Consider the following 15,641-nt stretch of genomic DNA (forward strand, 5'->3'; position numbering starts at 1 on the left):
TTTCCGCTCCGTGACAGCGTATGAGCTATACCCCCGGTAGCGGCAGGGTTCTCGGCAATTCCGCCATTCCGACGGGAACAATGCGGCAGATGGGACAAGCGATACCTATTACCATCCTTTGCCATGACGGAACCCGCCGGCAAGAGCCCTGAGCGGCGCACGCGTCCGGTAGCGGTGCCCGTGGCCGCCGTCCTGGTGGCCGCCGCCGTCGGCGTCACCGCATGGCTCGGCGGTCTGGACGACCGCCCCGAGCCGCCGCCGCAGCAGCTCAGGCCCGGCCAGCTGCTGGATCAAGGGTCGTTCGCCGTACGGTTCGTCGAGTCGAAACTCGTCGTCGAGCGCGCGAAGGACGACTTCGGCACGGACAAGCGCTACCTCGACGTGGTGCTCAACGTGACGAACAAGACCGACGAGACGGTCAACGTGGGCAGCCTGCCCTCCGGCAAGAGCTCCGGCTTCGGTTTCGGCAGCTCGTTGCTGACGATGACCCCGCACATCCCCTCGGAGTGGGGCGGAGAGCTGTTCGTGCTGTCCAAGGGCGTCAAGTCCGCGCAGCTCCACCCGGCGGTCCCCGCTACTGTGGTCGCCCGCTACGAGCTGCAGGGCTCGGCGCAGCCGCCCGACCGCGTCAGCTACGAGCTCGGCGCGTTCGAGAAGCTGCACAACGGCCTCGAGGACACGTCACGGTGGTTCCTCGAGACGGAGGGCGAAGCCCTGGAGGACGTGGAGAACCACAAGGTCGTCGCGACGATCACCCTGCCGGTCGAGTCACAGGGGGCCTGATGACCACCACCGAACTCCCCGCCAGCCCGCCGGTTCGGCGCGCGCCGGAGCGCCGTCGCGGGCGCGCGGCCGCGGGGCTGCACGTCGTCGTGGGGCTGGCGCTCGCCGCCGGGGCGATCTGGGTCCAGAGTTTCGACCTGACCGGCGACGAGCAGGCCATGCCGCTCACGTACGTGGGCGCGAAGGGCGAGGACGTCGACGCGGGCCGCTTCTCGGTACGGGTCGACAAGGTGTCCACGGCCAAGGCGGTGAAGGCCCTGGACGACACGGTGGCGACCGACCAGCTCTTCCTGGTGGTCGACGCCGCGGCCACCTCGCCCCGGACACCGCTGCACCTCGGCATGCCCACGCTGCTCACCGCCGACGGCAGGAGATTCGCGGCGACCGACAAGGTCAACAAGGACAGTACGCTCGCCTACTACTGGATCCAGCCCGGCTGGTGGTCCAAGGGCCGGTTCGTGTTCGAGGTGCCGGCGTCGGCGCTGCCCGGCGCGCAGGCCGTGTTCGGGCTGCCGGTCGCCGGCCTGTACACCGAGCCGCTGCCTCCGGAGGCCCAGATCGACCTCGGCATCGACGACGCCACCGCAGAGCGCCTCAGCTCCGCCCCCGCGGAGATCTTCGACCTGAACGAGAAACCATGAGCCAGAACGAGCCCGGGCGCGACTGGTTCGCCCCTCCCCCCGGCCAGCCGGACAACGAGCCGGCCGCGCCTCCCCGGCCCGTCCGCCCGCCGCAACCCCCGCGCCCGCGACCGCGCCGCCGACGGACCTTCCCCGACCAGCGGGTGTGGCCGCCGCCCGCGCCCGCCGAGTCGGTCGAGGGCGCCACGCAGCCCTTCCCCGCCCTGCCGGACACGCGTCCGCTGCCGCCGCGCGCGCCTGGCCCCGTCGGCGGGGTCGCCGAGCCGCCGCCGCGCCGGCCCAGGACCCTGCTCATGGGGGTGGCGGCGGCCGTCGCGCTGGTGCTGGCGGCCGGTGCGCCGACCGTGGACGCGTACCTGTTCTACAAGGGCGGCCAGCCGTCCGACATCGTGCACACGGTCGCGGCCGGCAAGGAGAAGACCTTCGAGCACGTGTCGTGGCAGGCGTCGATCGAGACCATGAAGGCGCCCCAGCCGACCCCGCCAGGACGGCAGTGGGTGAAGATCGTCGTCACCAGGAAGGGCGTCGACGCCACCGGCATCAGGCTCACCGGCCGGCCCGAGCTGGAACTGCGCGACCGCGCCGGCCGCGCGTGGGCGGTGGAGATCACCGAGGACGACGTGGCGATCGACGACGCCGTGGTCGGCAAGCCGTACACCTACACCGCCAACGCCGTGGTGCCCGAGGGGGTCGCCGGCGAGGTGGAGCTGCGCCTGCGGCCCGACACCACCTACCGGTCGGACACCCCGACCGACCAGCTCCTCGCCGTGCCGACCGACCCGGCGGAGCAGGAGAAGGCCAAGCACAAGGACGTGCTCGTGTTCAGGCGGTGATGTCCTCGCCGCGCAGCCGCGCCCGCGTGGCCGCGATGTCGAACGAGGCGGCCAGCACGCAGTACACGAGACAGGTGTGCAGCAGCGCCCAGAGGAAGCCGAGCGGTTTGCCCAGCACGAGCCACAGGAAGGGCACGTCGGAGCCGATCAGCGTGCGGACGGCCCGGTCGAGGTACTCGACGCCCACGGACACGCCCACGTAGAGCAGGCACGTGAAGCCGAAGAGCGCCATGCCGCCACGGAAGGTGATCCGGAAGGCGTTGAGCACGGGCACCCAGCGGTCCCTGATGCCGCCGACGAACCGGTCCACCGCCTGCTGGGTGTAGTCGTGGGTGCGCTCCAGCCGGTCGACTCCGCGCTCCAGCCGGGTGCCGCGCAGGGCGCGGCGGGTGTCGGCCACGGACGCGCCGAAGATCAGCGCGGCGATGGCCAGCCAGGTGAGCGGCTCGACCAGGGCCCGCGTGACGTGCGGCCAGACGTCCGCGGCCCAGTTCCAGAACGCCTCCCAGCCGGGGACGTTCTCCTTCGCGTGCTCCCACGCGTCCGTCGCGACCCCCACGACCTCGCGGTGCGAGGTCCAGTCGCCGCGCAGCTGGGCGAACGCGCCGATGGCGTTCAGGCCGCAGAAGACGAACGCGAACTCGGCGAAGGCCGCCGCGACCCCCGCGAACCGCCCCGAGCCCTTCTCCACCATGCGGGAGAAGAGCACCCGCAGCCCGAAGGTCACCACCATGGCGACCAGCGAGACCTTCCAGTCGAGGCCGATCAGCCCCATCCCGTACGTGATCTTCTCGTCGGTGCCGTTCGCCACGTTGTTCAGCAGGGGCGTGTAGAAGTCGTCGTCCAGGTTGTGGAACCTGTCCATGGCGTAGAAGTCGGCGGCGTCGCCGTAGTAGAGCTCCCAGGCGAGGTAGATCGCCGCGAAGGCGGGCGCCACGCGGTCGAGCGCCCCCCAGAACCTCTCGTCCTGCTGTCCGTCGCGTCTGCGGGCCGCCGTCTCCCACAGGGCGCCGCGCAGGGCCAGGAACATGCCGGTGGTGACCGTCATGGAGATGAGGATCACGACCGTGACGAGCGCCGTGGTCGCGACCAGGCGGGCCTGCCACCAGGAGCCGTGCGAGATCTCGGTGGCGGCGTAGAGCACGACCCAGCGGGCCAGCTCACCGGCGGAGAACCACAGGACGAGCGGCAGCGCGCACCTGCCCGCCAGGCGCATCGCGTGCAGGGGGAGCGCATACGGTGACGGCAGCCGCTGAGCCGGCGCAGGCCCAGGTCCTGCGGGTGACACCACGCCTGTCGAACCGGACATCCGTGGAATCGTAGCGTTACGCCACCTTGCAGCGCACCCGTACCGGATGTCACGAACGCGAAGGCCCGCGTCCAGGAAGGACGCGGGCCTCGTACGGAGGTACGGCCGTCAGACGGCGACCGCGAGCTGGGCGACCTCGCCCAGCTTCGCCTCGACCTGGACGTCGCGGGTCACGCCGCCGCCCGCGATGATGCGGACGGTCCAGTCGCCCGGAGCGGCGAAGAAGCGGAAGACGCCCTCGTCGGACACGACGACCTCGCCGGTGAACTCACCGGAGTGGTCGAGCAGCCGCGCGTAGGCGGTGCCGGCGCCGGTCACCACGCCCTGGATGACGGCCTGGTTGGTCAGATCGATCCCGGCGGGCAGCGCCACGGTCTGCTCCGGTGCGCCGCATCCCTGTGCAGGTGTGGTCATCGTGCCTCTCCAAGCTCGATCGGCACGCCCACGAGCGAGCCGTATTCGGTCCATGATCCGTCGTAGTTCTTCACGTTGTCCTGGCCGAGCAGCTCGTGCAGCACGAACCAGGTGTGCGCCGAGCGCTCGCCGATGCGGCAGTAGGCGATGGTGTCCTTGCCGAAGTCGACGCCGGCCTCCTGGTAGAGGGTCTTGAGGTCGTCGTCGGACTTGAAGGTGCCGTCGTCGTTGGCAGCCTTCGACCAGGGGATGTTGCGGGCCGTCGGCACGTGGCCGCCGCGCTGGGCAGCCTCCTGCGGCAGGTGGGCGGGAGCCAGCAGCTTGCCGGTGAACTCGTCGGGCGAGCGCACGTCGACCAGGTTGAGCTTGCCGATCGCGGCCACGACGTCGTCGCGGAAGGCGCGGATGCCGGCGTCCTGCTCGGTGGCGACGTACTGGGTCCTCGCGCGCTCGGCCACGTCGCGCACCAGCTCGCGGGAGTCGAGCTCCCACTTCTTGCGCCCGCCGTCGAGCAGCTTCACGTCCTGGTGGCCGTAGAGCTTGAAGTACCAGTACGCGTAGGCGGCGAACCAGTTGTTGTTGCCGCCGTAGAGCACCACGGTGTCGTCGTTGGCGATGCCGCGGTCGGACAGCAGGGCCTCGAAGCCCGTCTTGTCGACGAAGTCGCGGCGGACCGGGTCCTGGAGGTCGGTCCTCCAGTCGACCTTCACGGCGCCACGGATGTGGCCCTTGTCGTAGGCACTGACGTCCTCGTCGACCTCGACGAGGACGACCTTCGGGTTGTCGAGGTTGGCCTCGACCCAGTCGGCGTCCACCAGGGCGGCAGAGCGGCTCATTGAGAAACCTCCGTTGTGGCAGCGGGTAGCAGGCGACGGACGAGCAGGTACATCTCGCAGCCGAGGCAGAATCCGAAGGCTGCGTTGAGGAAGGCGGCGAGGAGTGCCGCGGCCGTGGCCACGAGGGCCAGCGGCGTGATCCCGGCGAGGTATCCGATCAACCCCGCGACCCCGAAGACCAACCCGACGCCCTGCGCGAAGCGGGGCGGACGGGAATCCTCGGTGTACGTCGGAGCGCTCCTGACCACCGCCATGAAGAGCAGCGCGTACGGCGAACGCCATACGACTCCGCACGCGAAGACCAGGACCTGGAAGGTGAGCAGCCCTGAACTCCCCGTCACCAGGACGGCGGCGAGAACCAGGGAGGTAACGGCCGCGCCGAAGCGCAGCGCTCTGGGGTCGGCACGCATCGCGGATGCTCCTGAAGGCTCGACGGGAGCGGAACGGATGTCCGCACGATCGTCCTCAGGCAGCGGGACAGAGCGCAGTGGCGACGCGGCAGAAATCAACCGCGCGTCGCTTGGTCAGCAGCTCTGTCGATGGTCCCACGGGGACGAGATTACTCGGCGTCTCGCCATCTGTCACATCTCGTCCGGTTGCTGAGATGGAACGGACGGACCGGGTCACCGGTCCTCCGACGTCGCGCCGGCCAGCGCGACCAGCACGTCCGCCTTGCGCGGCAGGCCCGCCGCCTGCTTCACCACGGCCCCTGTCGAGTCGAGGACGAGGACGGTGGGCGTGCGCACGACGCCCAGCCGGCGCACCAGGTCGAGCCGGGACTCGGCGTCGATCTCGATGTGGCTCACCCCCGGCACGAGGGCGCTCACGTCGGCCAGGATGCGCCTGGTCGCCCGGCACGGCTGGCAGAACGCGGTCGAGAACTGCACGAGCGTGGCCCGCTCGCCCAGCACGGCGCCGAGGTCGTCCGCCGACAGCCGCGTGCCGTCGCTGTCGCGTACGCGTCCGTCGCGGCGCAGCCTGATCACCCCGATCGTCGTCGCGAGCGCCGGCGTCGCCGGCGCCACCCACCAACCAGCCATCGTCGGGTGCAACCGCGCGGGCGCGCGATTGCTTCCCTACCGCTCCACCGGGATCTCGACGAGCAGGGCGCCCGTGCCGTCGACGACCTCGAACCTGTCGATGTCGCGCAGGGCGAGCGTCGTCCGCAGCTGGTAGGCGGCGTTGTCCTGGTAGCCCGCGGCGCCGACGACCCAGCTGCCGCTGGTGTCGTGCCGGCCGTCGCGGGCCACCACGACGAGCCGGCAGTTCGTGCCGGACGGCACCCCGCCGACCACCACGCCCAGCTCCGTGCCGGCCGCCGCGGGGAAGGCCGTCACGGTGGCGGTGTAGCCCTTGGGCCGGTTCGCTCCGGGGAACTCCTGGCCGGCGACCGCCTGCAGCTGCCGGTCCTCGGCGTTCGGCGACGGCACCGCCTTGCGCGCGAGCGTCTCGGGCGCCTGGTCGGCCTGGAAGGCGCGGCTTTCGGGCGCGGGCGGCGCCGAGGCCGCCACGACCGACGTCGAGCCGCCGCCGTGCGAGCTCTGGACGGCCGTCCACACCGTGCCGCCCGTCACCAGGACGGCGGCCGAGGCCGCCACGGCCAGCAGCGCGCGGGCCCGCCTCGTGCGCCTCGCGCGGTCGCTCAGCAGCCGCTCGAGCACCTGGCGCGGCGGGCTCGCCACCAGCTCGACGTCGCGCTCCGACACCTTGCCCAGGAAACCCGCCACGCCTTCGAGGTCGAGCAGCTCCGCCCCGCACGCCTCGCAGGTGGCGAGGTGCAGGTCGACCTCGGTCGCCTCGTCCTCGTCGAGCGCGCCGAGAGCGTGCGCGCCCAGCGCGATCCTGACCTCCTCGCATGTCATCACGGCGCCAGCCCCCGTTCCTCGAGCGCCAGTTTGAGCGCGCGCAGCGCGTAGTACGTGCGCGACTTGACGGTTCCTGGCGGTATGCCGAGCGTTTCCGACGCCTCCTTCACCGACCGTCCCCGGTAGTAGACCTCCTGCAGCACGTCGCGGTGCTCGGGCCGCAGCGCCGCCAGCGCCTCGGCCACCGCCCACGACTCGACGGCGCGCTCCAGCTCGTCCTCGGCCGGGACGACGGCGAGGGCCTCGTCGCCCGTCTCCGGCGGCCGGGACCTCCTGGCGCGATGCTGGTCGACGACGAGGTTGCGGGCCACCGTGAACAGCCACGCCCTGATCGGCCTTCCGGCCAGGGCCTCGGGATGCCGCCAGGCCCTCAGCAGGGTCTCCTGGACGACGTCCTCTGCCCGTCCTGAGTCATTGGTCAGTCGCAGGACGTAGCCGTACAGCGGCCCGGCGTGCTCGTCGAAGAGGGTCTTCACGAGTTCCTCGTCGGCGGTGCCCGCTGCGCTCACATCCCCATCACGTACGGCGGGGCGAAGCGGTTCGACCTCATCCACGAATCGGCACGTCAGTCGCCGTGGCCGTGAACTCGAGGCCCAGCGGCACGCTCCTGACCCGGGTGAGGCGCACGTCGAACGGTAGACCGTCGAACGGCAGGTCGAAGGTCATCAGCTGGGCGACCGCGTCGGGCACGCCCTCGACCTTCTCCGCCCGCAGTCTGATGCGGCCGTCGGTCACCTCGACGCGCATCGTGGCGTCGATCTTCAGCTTGTTCGCCCCCACCATGACCTCTCCCGACGCCGTCAGGCGCCTCCCGTCGCTGCCGATCTTGATGCCGTCGGGCGCGAACCTGTCGAGGGTCTGCTTCGTCAGCGTGCCGCTGACGGTGACCCGCCCGGCCCGGACGTCGGGACGGTTGCGCAGGATGTCGCCCAGCGGCGCCGTCACGTCGTAGGCCACGCCGCGCAGGTCGCGCACCGGCACACCACCGTACGTCAGCGTGCCGAGGTCGAACCGCACCTCCGGGTAGTGGCCGGAGAGCGCCTGGGTGAGGAACGGCACGCCCTCGATGGTCACCGTGGGCGTGCCGCTGAGGTCGGCGCTCGCGGCGATCCGGTTCGCCAGGTCGCGCTGGACCCCGGCCACGGCCACGCGGTCGAGCGCGACAAGGACGAGGATGAGCACGATCAGGGAGATGATCAGCTTCCGCATGGGGCTCCTGCTTCGGGCCGGGGGTGGCTGGGGTCACTCATTCCCGCGCGGGGCGCGCGTTCACCCGTGTCCGCCGGGCGCCGCGCGTCCGCCCAGCCTCCCACTCAGCCTCCCGCGAAGGGCGGCAGCACCTCGACCGTCACCCCGTCGGCGAGAATCACCTCGTCATGGGCCCTTTTGCCGACCGGGGCGCCGTCCACGAGGAACGAGCAGCGCTGCACGACGCGGGCGAGTTCGGCGCGGTCCTGTGTGATTTTGCTCATGAGATCGCGCAGGGTCTCCGCGTCGAACTGTTCCTCGGGAACACCGGCCGCATCCTTGGCCGCGGCCCAATAACGTACCTTTCCTATGGCCATGCCATCCTCACAATCTATATAGGCCTATTGTGCGTCCGCCTTAACGCATTCGTTTCAGCGGACGGGGTGTTCACCTGCTGGTCACGCAATGAGCGCTCCATACTCGTGGGATATCCTCACGGAGGGACCTGGGCAACGTAGCCCCCGGGTCCCTGCGCGTTTGAGGAGGCCGTGATGAGCAATCTGCTCCTGCTGACCAACGCCCTCGAGCCTTCTTCGGAGGTGCTTCCGGCGCTCGGTCTGCTGCTCCACTCGGTCCGCGTCTCACCGGCGGAGGCGTCCGCCCTCATCGACACCCCGCCCAGCGACGCGGTGCTCGTCGACGCGCGCAAGGAGCTCGCCCACGCCAAGAGCCTGTGCCGGCTGATCCGCACCACCGGCATCGACTGCCCGCTCCTCGTGATCGTCACCGAGGGCGGGCTGGCCGCGATGACCAGCGAGTGGGGCGTCGACGACGTGCTGCTCGACAGCGCCGGGCCGGCCGAGGTCGAGGCCCGCCTGCGCATGGCCACCGGCCGCATCTCGCAGGCCGCCACCGGGGACGTCCCCGACGAGATCCGCAGCGGCGACCTGACCATCGACGAGGCGACCTACACCGCGCGGCTGCGCGGCCGGGTGCTCGACCTCACGTTCAAGGAGTTCGAGCTGCTCAAGTACCTCGCCCAGCATCCCGGACGGGTCTTCACCCGCGCCCAGTTGCTGCAGGAGGTCTGGGGCTACGACTACTTCGGCGGCACCCGCACGGTCGACGTGCACGTCCGGCGACTGCGCGCCAAGCTGGGCAACGAGTACGAATCCCTCATCGGCACGGTCCGTAACGTCGGCTACCGCTTCGTTCCCGACCGCGCCGACACCGCCAACGTCTGACCCCCGTTTCGAGCCGTCGAGTCTTAACCCCGAATTTCCCCCATAAAGCGTAAATTCCTGGAATGCAGCCGAGCTCAGTCGAGCAGGCCGCGGCGGTAGGCCTCGGCCACGGCGGAGGCGCGGTCGCGCACGTCGAGCTTGGCGTAGACGTGCAGCAGATGGGTCTTGATACTGGCCTCGCTGATGAACAGCCTGGCCGCGGCCTCCCTGTTGGTGGCGCCGTCGGCGACGAGGCGCAGCACCTGGAGCTCGCGCGGGCTGAGCCCGCCTCTCGCGGGTTTCCTGACCTGCCCGACCAGCAGACCCGCGACCGAGGTCGCGAGCACCGTCTCCCCACGATGGGAGGCCCGTACGGCTCGCAGCAGCTCGTCGGTGGGCGCGTCCTTGAGCAGGTAGCCGGTCGCCCCCGCCTCGATGGCCGGCAGCACGTCGGAGTCGCTGTCGAAGGTGGTGAGCACCAGCACCCTGATCTCCGGCGCGCTCTTCCTGAGCCGCCTGATCGCCTGCACGCCGTCCATCTCCGGCATCCGCAGGTCCATGAGCACGACGTCGACGGCCAGCTCGCCCGCGAGCCGTACGGCCTGCGCCCCGTCGGCCGCCTCGCCGGCCACCTCGATGTCGGGGGCGGCGTTGAAGGCCGCGCGCAGCCCGTCACGCACGATCGGGTGGTCGTCCACGATCAGCACTCGGATCGTCGTGCTCACGTCGCCTCCTCGGTGCCGCCGGGGTCGGCCGGGATCGCCGGAACCGCGGCGGCCACGGCCGTGCCCTGGCCGGGCGCGCTCTCCACGGACAGCGTGCCGCCCACGCCCCGCACCCGCTGGGCCATGGTGTCCAGGCCGAAGCCCCCGCCGCGGGAGCCGCCGGCCGCCGGGTCGAACCCCGTCCCGTCGTCGCGCACGTCGAGCAGCACCGTGTCGTCGAGGTAGGACAGCGTCACCCCCACCCGCCGCGCACCGGCGTGCCTGGCGATGTTCGACAGGGCCTCCTGGGCGACCCGGAAGAGGGTGACCTCGACGGCCGAGGCCAGCACCCGCGGCGTGCCGGTCACCTCGACCTCGGGCACGACGCCGGACGACTCGCCCCAGCGGGCGGCCATCTCCGCGAGCGCGTCGGGCAGCCGGGCGTCCAGCAACGGGGCCGGGCGCAGTGCCCGTACCGACCGCCTGGCCTCGGTCAGCGCCCGGTCGGCCAGGACCGCGACGTTGTCCAGGTGGCGGCGCCGCAGCTCAGGGTCGTCGTCCGCGCCGGTCGCCGCGCGCACCTGGGTGACCAGCGCGACGAGGTCCTGGGCGATGGTGTCGTGGATCTCCCTGGCCAGCCGCTGCCGCTCGTCGAGCACACCCGCCTCCCTGGCCTGGACGACGAGCTGGGCGTGCAGACCGGCGTTCTCCTCCAGCGCCGCCTGGAGCCGTACGTTGGTCCGGTGCCGGCGTTCGCTCTCGGCGGTGAGCTGCCACCCCGCGAACAGCATCGGAAGGGCGATGCCGAGCAACGGGACGACGAGGTTGACCTGGCCCGCGCCGAGCGCGCCTGGGCCCGTCTGGGCGACGACCATGACGATGGCCGTGGCGGCGACCCCGGCCATCATTCCCCGCCTCGGCAGCATCGCCCCCGCCATCGGGTAGGCGACCGACAGGAACATCGTGAAGAACGAGCTCACCGTCACCAGGGCTCCGCCGAGGACCAGAAGCCCGGCGTAGTGGAGCACGGCGAGGCCCCTGCGCTCGGCCCGCCGCGGATAGATCCACACCAGCGACGCCACCCAGACGGCCGCCGGGACCGCCATCCAGCCAGCCTCGGCGGTGAGCCTCCCGGTCGCCCAGGCGCCCACGAGGCCCACGGCCAGCAGTCCGTACGCCACGGCCGGGAAGATCCACCGGCCGCGGCGCCCGCCGGGGTCGTCCGGCTCCGTCCAGATCGCCGCACTCCGCGCCACCTGTCACTCCCACCGGAAGAGCCGCGCGGCGAGCAGCCCGCACCCGAGCGCGTAGACGGCCGGCACCGCGAGGTGCAGCGGCTGCGGCCAGTCGCCGCCCCAGCTCGCCCGCAGCGCCTGCATGAAGGCCCCCACAGGCGTGTAGTCGCTCACCCGCAGGACGAACTCCGGCATCGTCTCCGCCGGCGTGAACACCCCGCCGAAGGCGATGCCGAGGAAGAACAGCGAGACGCCGATCCCGGTCGCCACCCGCGTGCTCGGCGCGACGGCGGCCACCAGCATGCCGATCGCGAAGATCGCCAGGACGCCCAGCGCGAACGTGGCCAGCGCCGCGACGACCAGCCCCGGCGGCTCGAACCCGAACGCCAGCACCCCCGCGACCACCGTGACCAGCGACGCCACCGCGCAGAGCACCCCGACCGCGAGTTGCGCCAGCAGCAACCGCGACGGAGGGATCGGTGTGGTGGCCATGCGTCGAAGTATGCCCTTCTCCCGGTATCCCGCCAGGGTCGTGGGCATGAGGTTGAGCCCGAGCTGGGCCAGGCCCAGGGTGATCGCCGCCGCCCGGGAAGTACGTCGCGATCGGGTCTGCCTCGATCGCGGGCTTCAGGATCAGGGCGAACACCCCGACGATGCCCACGGGCAGCACGAGGGTCACGATGATCGAGGCGGGGTCGCGCAGGAACAATCTCAGCTCGTAGCGGGTGAGCCTGGTCATGGCGTCCTCGTTCCGGTCAGGGCGACGTACGCGTCGTCCAGCGTGGGTCGGTCGGCTCTCAGGTCGGCGACCACGACGTGCCGCCCGGCCAGCACGGAGGTCACGGCGTGCAGCAGGTCGCCCGCCCCCGTGACCTCCACCCGCGACCCGGTCACGGTGACGGAGGCGACCTCGTGGAGACCGCTGAGCAGCTCCGCGTCGAACGGGTCCGACGTGCGGAACCGGATCCGCTGCGGCGGCACCGTACGCGCTGTCAGCCCCGCCGGGGTGTCCAGCGCGACGACCCGGCCGCCGTCGATGACCATGACGCGGTCGCAGAGGCGTTCTGCCTCCTCCATGAAGTGGGAGACCAGCACGACGGTCACGCCGCGTTCCTTGATGCGCTCGACCAGGTCCCAGGTGTCCCGTCTGGCGTGCGGGTCCAGCCCGGTGGTGAGCTCGTCCAGCACGACCAGCTCGGGGCCGCCGACCAGGGAGAGCGCGATGAACAGGCGCTGCTTCTGCCCGCCGGAGAGCTTGGCGAAGGGCCTGTCGCGAAGGTCGGCGAGCCCCCATTCGTCCAGCAGGGCCCGCGGGTCGAGGGGCGCCGGGTAGCAGGAGGCGTAGAGGTCGAGCGCCTCCCCCACCCGCAGCCGGTCGGGCAGGTGGCTCTCCTGGAGCTGCATCCCGACCCGCTGACGCAGCCCCGAACCGACGGCGGCCGGGTCGGACCCCAGCACCCGGACGGTGCCCGAGTCGGGACTCCTGAGCCCCGACACGCACTCCACCGTGGTGGTCTTGCCGGCTCCGTTGGGACCGAGGACGCCGAAGACCTCGCCGCGTTCCACGGTGAACGACACACCGTCGACCGCCACGCGCTCGCCGTACCTCTTGTGCAGGTTACGTACTTCGATGACTGTCATGGTGTCGAGGGTGCGGCAGCGGGGCCTCCCGCCGGATCGCCCGGGCGGGGGCTCGATCGGTGGATCCGCGGCATCAACCGATCGGTGGATGCCGGAGTGAGCTGGGATCATGGCGGGATGACGAGAGTGCTGAGCCGTGGCGACCTCGAAGCCGTGCTCGACCCCTCCGCGTGCCTGGCGGCGCTGCGCGAGGGGTTCCTGGTGGCCGACTCCGCGACGGTGTCCGGGCAGCGGGTGCGTACCGACCTGCCGTTCCCCGGCACCGCGACGGCGCTGATCCCCGGCCTGCTGCCCGGCGTCGAGGCGTACACCGTGAAGGTGAACGCCAAGTTCCCGCACGCGCGGCCGGCCCTGCGCGGGGTGATCTGCCTCCACTCCGGCGCCGACGGCGAGCTGCTGGCGCTGCTCGACTCGGCCACCGTGACCGCCTGGCGCACCGGCCTGGCCGCCGCGCTCGGCACCGACCTGCTGAGCCGTCCCGGCGCGGACGCCGTGATCGGGGTGGTCGGCGCGGGCGCGCAGGCGGAGCTGATGGTGCGCGGCCTGCGGGCGCTCGGCCGGCGCGGCGAGCTCGTCGTGCACGACACCGACCCCGACCGGGCCGCCGCCTTCGCCGACGACCACGGCGGGAAGGTCGCCGGGTCGGCCGCCGAGGTCGCGGCGGGCGCCGACGTCGTCCTGCTGGCGACCTGGTCGCGGGCGGCGCTGCTGGGGCTGGCCGACGCCCGTCCAGGGCAGCACTTCACCACGCTCGGCGCCGACGAGCCGGGCAAGCAGGAGCTGGCCGCCGACCTGCTGCGCGCGGCGCTGCTGGTGGTCGACGACCGCGACCTCGCCGCCTGCATGGGCGCGCTCGCCGCCGCCGGGCTGCCGGCCTCCGCCGCCGACGCCACGCTCGGCGAGCTGCTGCGCGGCGAGCACCCCGGCCGCGCGGGCGAGGCCGAGATCTCCGTGTACGCGCCCGTGGGGCTGCCCTGGCAGGACCTCGCCCTGGCCTGGGTCGCCTATCAGGAGGCCGAACGGCGCGGCGCGGGCGTCGGCGTGGATCTGCTCGCCTGAGCGGTCACAGGGCGGGGAAGGCGGCCTTGTGCGGGCCGGTGTCGGGGTTGAGCTCGTGGCGGATGCGGGCGCAGTCGTCGAGCAGCGCCCCGTGCAGCAGGCGCAGCTCGATCTGCCCGGTACGGGGGAGCAGCGCGGCCAGCTCCTCCTGGGTGCGTGCGCCGTCCCGCAGGGTGAGGCGCAGGTCGTCGAGGTCGGCCTTCGTCGCGCAGCCGTACTGGAGCAGGCTGAAGGAGCGGAAGGCGCGTGAGAGCACCGCGAGCTCGTCCGCCACGGGTTCCGGCAGGTTCGCGCCGTGCTCGCCGGGCAGGCCGCGTTCGCCGGCGATCAGGTCGGCGAGGCTCCGCGCGAGGTGCCTGAGCTGGTTGCAGGCGTGGTCGAGGCAGGTGGCGGCCTCGGCCACCTGGTGCAACCGTCCCGCGTAGCGTCTGCGGTGCGGCGACAGGCGTAGGGAGTCGGCGGCCGTCTCTGCGGCCTCCTCGCTGTGCTCCAGCCGCCGCTCCAGGGCACGCGCCCGGAAGAGCCATCCGGCGGCCATCGCGCCGTCCCACCCGTCGCGCAGGCCGGTGGACATGTCCTGTGCGAGGTCGGCCAGCTCGTCGGACAGGTTGCCCAGCTCGTGGGCGGCCTTGTCGACGAACCGGGGCGGCAGGGCGAGCAGGTTCACCGCGATCCCGATGCCGACGCCGACGAGCACGTCCATGAGGCGTTCCAGCCCGTACGTGTGGCCCAGCGTGAACACCAGCAGGCCCGTCACCGGGACCTGCACGTTCTGCGGGGGCAGGTTGAGCAGGCGGGTCAGCACCAGACCCGCCGCCACCATCATGGCCAGCGTCAGCGCGTTGGAGCCGAGCAGCCAGATCAGCACGGTGGCGGCCCCCACGCCCACGACCACGGCCCCGATCTGCTGGGCTCCCCGTACGAGGCTGCCGTAGGCGGTCACCGACATGGTCAGCAGCACGCCGATCGGCGCGAGCACCGGCAGCGGGACCCTGAGCACGTACGCGGCCAGCCACCAGGCCAGCAGGCACGCCCCCGTCATCTTGATCGTCTGGGTGAACGCCTCGCGCTCCGTGCGCAGCCAGCGTTCGAGGCCCAGGGTGCGCATGCGCCGCAGCGTCGCCTTCGTGCCGGACGCCACGCGTTCGAGCGGCGGTGCGGCGGCATGGCGCGCCTGGTTGTTATCCGAATCCACCGTTTTCCCCTGGAAAGACCTGTTCGTCCTTTTGGCATGCCCACCTTCGCGCCGGATAGAGCTGCTCGTCCCGGGTAGCGGCGGCTCAGGACGGGAGGTGCGGTGATGTCCGGTGACCTGGTCGTTCCCGACGGGGCCGTCGGGGTGGTGCTGTTCGCGCACGGCAGCGGCAGCGGCCGGCTCAGCCCGCGCAACCGCTACGTGGCGGGGGCGCTCAACGAGGCGAAACACGCGACGCTGCTGTTCGATCTGCTGACGCCCGGCGAGGAGGCCGACCGGGCGAACGTCTTCGACATCGAGCTGCTGTCGGAACGGCTGCTGGAGCGTACCGAGTGGGTACGGGAGCAGCCCGCCACGAAAGGGCTGCCGATCGGCTACTTCGGCGCCAGCACCGGGGCGGCGGCGGCGCTGTGGGCGGCGGCCGAGCCGCACAACGAGATCGCCGCGATCGTGTCGCGCGGTGGGCGTCCCGACCTGGCCGGGCCCCGGCTGGCCCTGGTGCGCGCCCCGACCCTGCTCATCGTGGGCGGTCGCGACCCGCTGGTGCTGAGACTGAACGAGGAGGCCGGACTGCGGCTGCGCACCGAGTGCCGGCTCACCGTCGTCCCCGGCGCCACCCACCTGTTCGAGGAACCCGGCGCCCTGGAGTCCGTGGCCGACCACGCCCGCACCTGGTTCACCACCCACTTCACCCCCTGACCCGCACACAGCAACG

At 71.9% G+C, this 15,641-nt stretch carries 20 protein-coding genes; 6 read left to right on the forward strand and 14 right to left on the reverse strand.

Annotated features, from left to right (window positions below; all coding sequences use genetic code 11):
- Positions 1-123 precede the first annotated feature (123 nt).
- From BLR04_RS22425 to BLR04_RS22435, 3 genes are read left to right on the forward strand one after another with little or no spacing between them, the layout of a single operon-like run.
- Positions 124-783: a hypothetical protein gene (locus tag BLR04_RS22425; protein ID WP_090768665.1), complete on the forward strand. Its 660-nt coding sequence runs from the start codon at positions 124-126 to the stop codon at positions 781-783.
- Entirely contained in the window at positions 783-1,424 is a 642-nt protein-coding gene (locus BLR04_RS22430; protein WP_090768667.1) for a hypothetical protein, read from the forward strand. Before BLR04_RS22425 ends, BLR04_RS22430 begins: the two co-directional genes overlap by 1 nt.
- Positions 1,421-2,257 (forward strand): hypothetical protein, encoded by an 837-nt coding sequence (locus BLR04_RS22435; RefSeq protein WP_090768669.1) that lies wholly within the window; start codon positions 1,421-1,423, stop codon positions 2,255-2,257. The genes BLR04_RS22430 and BLR04_RS22435 overlap by 4 nt, the downstream gene beginning before the upstream one ends.
- On the opposite strand, the gene BLR04_RS22440 is transcribed toward BLR04_RS22435, so the two are convergent.
- The 9 genes from BLR04_RS22440 to BLR04_RS22480 form a co-directional block, all read right to left on the reverse strand.
- Entirely contained in the window at positions 2,247-3,566 is a 1,320-nt protein-coding gene (locus tag BLR04_RS22440) for a hypothetical protein (RefSeq protein ID WP_143022144.1), read from the reverse strand. The genes BLR04_RS22435 and BLR04_RS22440 overlap by 11 nt on opposite strands.
- 108 nt (positions 3,567-3,674) lie before the next feature.
- Entirely contained in the window at positions 3,675-3,980 is a 306-nt protein-coding gene (locus BLR04_RS22445) for a DUF1416 domain-containing protein (protein WP_090768672.1), read from the reverse strand.
- Positions 3,977-4,816, reverse strand: coding sequence for a sulfurtransferase (locus BLR04_RS22450; protein ID WP_090768674.1), 840 nt, complete (start codon positions 4,814-4,816; stop codon positions 3,977-3,979). The genes BLR04_RS22445 and BLR04_RS22450 overlap by 4 nt, the downstream gene beginning before the upstream one ends.
- The gene (locus BLR04_RS22455) at positions 4,813-5,226 is read right to left on the reverse strand and encodes a DUF4395 domain-containing protein (RefSeq protein ID WP_090768676.1); all 414 of its coding nucleotides are present in this window, start codon (positions 5,224-5,226) and stop codon (positions 4,813-4,815) included. The genes BLR04_RS22450 and BLR04_RS22455 overlap by 4 nt, the downstream gene beginning before the upstream one ends.
- Before the next feature lie 213 nt (positions 5,227-5,439).
- Entirely contained in the window at positions 5,440-5,856 is a 417-nt protein-coding gene (locus tag BLR04_RS22460; protein WP_090768678.1) for a thioredoxin family protein, read from the reverse strand.
- Positions 5,857-5,892: 36 nt separating this feature from the next.
- Complete coding sequence (locus tag BLR04_RS22465; protein ID WP_090768680.1) at positions 5,893-6,678, reverse strand: anti-sigma factor family protein; 786 nt, start codon at positions 6,676-6,678, stop codon at positions 5,893-5,895.
- On the reverse strand, positions 6,678-7,190 hold the full coding sequence (locus BLR04_RS22470) for a sigma-70 family RNA polymerase sigma factor (RefSeq protein WP_090768682.1): 513 nt from the start codon (positions 7,188-7,190) through the stop codon (positions 6,678-6,680). Before BLR04_RS22470 ends, BLR04_RS22465 begins: the two co-directional genes overlap by 1 nt.
- Positions 7,191-7,227: 37 nt before the next feature.
- On the reverse strand, positions 7,228-7,890 hold the full coding sequence (locus BLR04_RS22475) for an LmeA family phospholipid-binding protein (RefSeq protein ID WP_090768684.1): 663 nt from the start codon (positions 7,888-7,890) through the stop codon (positions 7,228-7,230).
- Positions 7,891-7,994: 104 nt separating this feature from the next.
- A complete protein-coding gene (locus BLR04_RS22480; RefSeq protein ID WP_090768686.1) occupies positions 7,995-8,246 on the reverse strand; it encodes a MoaD/ThiS family protein in 252 nt (83 codons plus the stop codon).
- Positions 8,247-8,420: 174 nt separating this feature from the next.
- Between BLR04_RS22480 and BLR04_RS22485 the strand changes: the two genes are divergently transcribed.
- Complete coding sequence (locus BLR04_RS22485; protein WP_090768688.1) at positions 8,421-9,113, forward strand: winged helix-turn-helix transcriptional regulator; 693 nt, start codon at positions 8,421-8,423, stop codon at positions 9,111-9,113.
- A gap of 74 nt (positions 9,114-9,187) precedes the next feature.
- On the opposite strand, the gene BLR04_RS22490 is transcribed toward BLR04_RS22485, so the two are convergent.
- The 4 genes from BLR04_RS22490 to BLR04_RS22505 form a co-directional block, all read right to left on the reverse strand.
- Positions 9,188-9,817, reverse strand: a complete 630-nt coding sequence (locus BLR04_RS22490; RefSeq protein ID WP_090768690.1) for a response regulator — start codon at positions 9,815-9,817, stop codon at positions 9,188-9,190.
- Complete coding sequence (locus BLR04_RS22495) at positions 9,814-11,052, reverse strand: sensor histidine kinase (RefSeq protein ID WP_090768692.1); 1,239 nt, start codon at positions 11,050-11,052, stop codon at positions 9,814-9,816. The genes BLR04_RS22490 and BLR04_RS22495 overlap by 4 nt, the downstream gene beginning before the upstream one ends.
- A 3-nt stretch (positions 11,053-11,055) precedes the next feature.
- Complete coding sequence (locus tag BLR04_RS22500; RefSeq protein WP_342672292.1) at positions 11,056-11,607, reverse strand: ABC transporter permease; 552 nt, start codon at positions 11,605-11,607, stop codon at positions 11,056-11,058.
- 159 nt (positions 11,608-11,766) lie between these two features.
- Entirely contained in the window at positions 11,767-12,672 is a 906-nt protein-coding gene (locus BLR04_RS22505) for an ABC transporter ATP-binding protein (RefSeq protein WP_090768696.1), read from the reverse strand.
- A gap of 117 nt (positions 12,673-12,789) precedes the next feature.
- Here BLR04_RS22505 and BLR04_RS22510 point away from each other — a divergent pair, with 117 nt between their 5' ends.
- Positions 12,790-13,731: an ornithine cyclodeaminase family protein gene (locus BLR04_RS22510; RefSeq protein ID WP_090768698.1), complete on the forward strand. Its 942-nt coding sequence runs from the start codon at positions 12,790-12,792 to the stop codon at positions 13,729-13,731.
- A gap of 4 nt (positions 13,732-13,735) precedes the next feature.
- On the opposite strand, the gene BLR04_RS22515 is transcribed toward BLR04_RS22510, so the two are convergent.
- Positions 13,736-14,926, reverse strand: a complete 1,191-nt coding sequence (locus BLR04_RS22515) for an FUSC family protein (protein ID WP_143022146.1) — start codon at positions 14,924-14,926, stop codon at positions 13,736-13,738.
- Between the two features lie 105 nt (positions 14,927-15,031).
- On the opposite strand from BLR04_RS22515, the gene BLR04_RS22520 reads away from it, so the two are divergent.
- Positions 15,032-15,625, forward strand: a complete 594-nt coding sequence (locus BLR04_RS22520; RefSeq protein WP_090768809.1) for a dienelactone hydrolase family protein — start codon at positions 15,032-15,034, stop codon at positions 15,623-15,625.
- Positions 15,626-15,641 lie beyond the last annotated feature (16 nt).

The sequence above is a fragment of the Nonomuraea maritima genome, assembly GCF_900100395.1.
In the GTDB taxonomy this organism is placed as follows: Bacteria; Actinomycetota; Actinomycetes; order Streptosporangiales; family Streptosporangiaceae; genus Nonomuraea; species Nonomuraea maritima.

Coding starts and splice junctions, on each gene's coding strand:
- BLR04_RS22435 (WP_090768669.1), top strand. CDS start 1,421: ATGAGCCAGAACGAGCCCGGGCGCGACTGGTTCGCCCCTCCCCCCGGC.
- BLR04_RS22505 (WP_090768696.1), bottom strand. CDS start 12,672: ATGACAGTCATCGAAGTACGTAACCTGCACAAGAGGTACGGCGAGCGC.
- BLR04_RS22440 (WP_143022144.1), bottom strand. CDS start 3,566: ATGTCCGGTTCGACAGGCGTGGTGTCACCCGCAGGACCTGGGCCTGCG.
- BLR04_RS22460 (WP_090768678.1), bottom strand. CDS start 5,856: ATGGCTGGTTGGTGGGTGGCGCCGGCGACGCCGGCGCTCGCGACGACG.
- BLR04_RS22465 (WP_090768680.1), bottom strand. CDS start 6,678: ATGACATGCGAGGAGGTCAGGATCGCGCTGGGCGCGCACGCTCTCGGC.
- BLR04_RS22485 (WP_090768688.1), top strand. CDS start 8,421: ATGAGCAATCTGCTCCTGCTGACCAACGCCCTCGAGCCTTCTTCGGAG.
- BLR04_RS22445 (WP_090768672.1), bottom strand. CDS start 3,980: ATGACCACACCTGCACAGGGATGCGGCGCACCGGAGCAGACCGTGGCG.
- BLR04_RS22480 (WP_090768686.1), bottom strand. CDS start 8,246: ATGGCCATAGGAAAGGTACGTTATTGGGCCGCGGCCAAGGATGCGGCC.
- BLR04_RS22425 (WP_090768665.1), top strand. CDS start 124: ATGACGGAACCCGCCGGCAAGAGCCCTGAGCGGCGCACGCGTCCGGTA.
- BLR04_RS22450 (WP_090768674.1), bottom strand. CDS start 4,816: ATGAGCCGCTCTGCCGCCCTGGTGGACGCCGACTGGGTCGAGGCCAAC.
- BLR04_RS22520 (WP_090768809.1), top strand. CDS start 15,032: ATGTCCGGTGACCTGGTCGTTCCCGACGGGGCCGTCGGGGTGGTGCTG.
- BLR04_RS22455 (WP_090768676.1), bottom strand. CDS start 5,226: ATGCGTGCCGACCCCAGAGCGCTGCGCTTCGGCGCGGCCGTTACCTCC.
- BLR04_RS22475 (WP_090768684.1), bottom strand. CDS start 7,890: ATGCGGAAGCTGATCATCTCCCTGATCGTGCTCATCCTCGTCCTTGTC.
- BLR04_RS22510 (WP_090768698.1), top strand. CDS start 12,790: ATGACGAGAGTGCTGAGCCGTGGCGACCTCGAAGCCGTGCTCGACCCC.
- BLR04_RS22430 (WP_090768667.1), top strand. CDS start 783: ATGACCACCACCGAACTCCCCGCCAGCCCGCCGGTTCGGCGCGCGCCG.